3 protein-coding genes are annotated in these 3,137 nt (G+C 66.9%); all 3 read right to left on the reverse strand.

Features of this window, described 5'->3' with window-relative positions:
• Nucleotides 1–933: HAMP domain-containing sensor histidine kinase (locus H928_RS28510; protein ID WP_239645000.1), on the reverse strand; the 933-nt coding region annotated here is incomplete at its 3' end.
• Nucleotides 934–969: 36 nt separating this feature from the next.
• Entirely contained in the window at nucleotides 970–1,698 is a 729-nt protein-coding gene (locus H928_RS0117310; protein WP_043340843.1) for a response regulator transcription factor, read from the reverse strand.
• A 129-nt stretch (nucleotides 1,699–1,827) separates the two neighbouring features.
• Nucleotides 1,828–3,137, reverse strand: a 1,310-nt coding sequence (locus tag H928_RS28515; protein ID WP_043340845.1) for an MFS transporter, incomplete at its 5' end; no start/stop codon positions are given.

The raw sequence follows: 3,137 nt of genomic DNA on the forward strand, positions 1-3,137 counted from the left end.
CAGGTTGCGCACGGCGCGGCGCAGGAGCTTGGCAATGCCGCGCACCTCGATCGCATCGCCATGCATGTCGGCGACTTCCAGATCGGCCTCGACCCGCGCGCACTCTTCGGCGCACAAGCCGATGATGTCGATCATCTCGGGGGTGCCCACATCGGCCTCGCGCGCGCCCAGGCGGCTGGCCAGCAGGATCTCGTCGACCAGCTGGTCGAGCTCGGCGATATTGCGCTGGATCTCCTGCTTGAAGGTGGGCGAGGGCTTCTCGCCCATCAGCTCCACCCCCATGCGGATGCGGGTCAGCGGGCTGCGCAGCTCATGCGAGGAGTTGGCCAGCAGCGATTTGTGCGCCTGCACCAGCGCCTCGATACGGGCAGCGGCGGCATTGAACTGCTCGGCCAGGTCGCTGACCTCGTCATTGCCGCGCACATCGACGCGCACCGACAGGTCGCCATCGCCAAACTGCTTGACGCCTTTGCGCAGCGCCTCGAGCCGGCCCATCAGGCGGCGGATGATGGGGAACACGCCGACCACGACGACGACACCGATGAGCCCCAGCATCCAGAAAAAGCCAAACGGCGGCTTGACCCAGAACCACCAGGGGCCCAGGTTGGGCGGCGGTGGGCGGTGGCCTTCGCCCCGGCCGGAGCGGCGCTGCAGCTCCATCTCGTAGGTGCGGCCCTGGTCGTCTTCAATCAGGTAGAGCACCAATTCGCTCGGGTCGCCAGGCTGGCGCACCGCCTCGCCATGCAGCAGCACTCCGCCATCGGCACTGCGGATCAGCAGCTCGCGCGCCGGCGGCTGCAGCGGCGTGGCGTTTTTCTCCGCCGCCGCCTGCCAGGCCCAGCCAATCACCAGGATCAGCACGGCCACGCCGCCCACCACGGTGAGCCAGATGCGCAGATAAAGCCGCTCGGCGAAGTATTTGTAGAGATGCATGCGTGCAAACGTGCAAAGGGGCGCTAGCGCCGGGGCTCAGTCCTGCTGTTTGGCAAACACATAGCCCACGCCGCGCACGGTCAGAATACGGCGCGGGTTTTTGGCATCGGCCTCGATGGCGGCGCGGATGCGGCCCATGTGCACATCGATGGAGCGGTCAAAGGCTTCGAGTTCGCGGCCGCGCACGGCTTCCATGATCTGGTCGCGGCTGAGCACGCGGCCGGCGCGCTCGGCCAGGGTGACCAGCAGGTCAAACTGGTAGCTGGTCAGGTCGGCAGGCTTGCCGCTGATGGTGACGGCCCGGGCATCGCGGTCGATCTCCAGGCTGCCAAAGCGCAGCACCTGGCTGGCGGGGGCTGCGGCGCTGCCACCATCGACGCGGCGGCGCAGAATGGCGCGGATGCGGGCGAGCAGCTCGCGCGGCTCAAAAGGCTTGGGCAGGTAGTCATCGGCGCCTACTTCGAGGCCGATGACGCGGTCCATCGGGTCGCCCTTGGCGGTGAGCATCAGGATAGGCACCTGGGCTGCGGGGCCGCTCAAGGTACGGATGCGGCGGCAGACCTCCAGGCCGTCCAGATCGGGCAGCATCAGGTCGAGGATGACCAGGTCGGGCGACTGGCCGCTGGCCGGGTCCTGCAGGGCCGACAGGCCGCTGGCGCCATCGGCCATGTGGCTGACCTGCAGCCCTGACTGGGCCAGATACTCGCTCACCATATTGGCCAGACGCTCGTCATCTTCGATCATCAACAGTTGGTGGGTATGCATGGCAGTCATGGTTATGGGCGGGTGAACCCGCAGATTTTGCTATAGAGGGCCATGGTGGCACGCTGGGGTCGCGCCGGATTGTCCCTGCCGTAAAGTTTGGTAAACCGCGCCTAGCTCCTGTCAACGTTCTCAGAACTCGCCAGTGACCGGTCTGATGCGCGACGCCAGCCAGACCAGCACCAGCACTGGCAGCCCCAAAAGCGCCGTCGACACAAAGAACTGCGCATAGCCAAAATGGTCCACGTACACGCCCGAGAAGCCGGCAATCCACTTGGGCAGCAGCATCATCATCGAGCTGAACAGCGCGTACTGGGTGGCCGAGTAGTTCACATTCGTCAGGCTCGACAGGTAGGCGATAAAGGCGGCCGACGCAATGCCGCCGGCCAGGTTGTCGGCCGAGACCACGGCAATCAGGCCCGCCAGGTCATGGCCGCGCGTGGCCAGCCAGGCAAACAGCAGGTTGCTGCCGGCTGACAGCACCGCGCCCAGCATCAGCACCCGCATCACGCCGATGCGCATCGAGATCACGCCGCCAATAAAGGCGCCGACCAGGGTCATGATGACGCCGAAGATCTTGCTGACCGAGGCGACCTCGGCCTCGGTGTAGCCCATGTCGACATAGAAAGGGTTGGCCATGATGCCCATCACCACGTCCGAGATGCGGTAGATCGCAATCAGCGCCAGGATCAGCACCGCGTGCCAGCCGTAGCGGCCAACAAAGTCGGCAAAGGGGGCGACCAGCGCCTCCTGCAGCCACTGGGCGGCATTGCGGGCGGGGGTCATGGGCTTGGCCGCCGGCTCGGGCGACAGCAGCACGGTGACCACGCCCACCAGCATCGAGGCGGCCATCACCATATAGGCAAAGCCCCAGGCCTGGCGTTGGTAGTCGCCCGCACCTTCTTGCAGGCCCAGGGCCCCCAGCCACAGCACGCCGGCGCCGGCCCAGATCATCGCGATGCGGTAGCCGGTCTGGTAGGTGGCGGCCAGCGCCGCCTGGCGATCGGCATCGGCCGATTCGATGCGGTAGGCATCGAGCGCAATATCCTGCGTCGCCGAGCCAAAGGCCACCGCCAGCGCGCACCAGACCACATGCTTGAGGTGCAGCTGCGGATCGACCCAGGCCATGCCCAGCAGGCCGGCAACCACCAGGCCCTGGGCCAGCAGCAGCCAGCTGCGCCGGCGCCCCAGCAGGCGCGTGAGGCCCGGCAGCGGCAGCCGGTCAACCAGCGGCGACCAGACCCATTTGAAGGCATAGGCCAGCCCCACCCAGCTGAGGTAGCCAATGGTGCTGCGGTCAATCCCTGCCTTGCGCAGCCAGAACGACAAGGTGCCCAGCACCAGCAGCAGCGGCAGGCCGGCAGAAAAGCCCAGCGCCAGCATGCGCAGGCTGGCCGGCTCGGTATAGACGCGAAACGTGTCCGCCCAGGAGCGGCGGGGGG

The sequence above is a fragment of the Comamonas sp. B-9 genome (assembly GCF_000410635.1).
GTDB lineage: Bacteria > Pseudomonadota > Gammaproteobacteria > Burkholderiales > Burkholderiaceae_C > Comamonas.

What these genes read in the sequence shown, in the direction of transcription:
- H928_RS0117310 (WP_043340843.1), bottom strand. Translation starts at nt 1,698, where the DNA reads ATGCATACCCACCAACTGTTGATGATCGAAGATGACGAGCGTCTGGCC.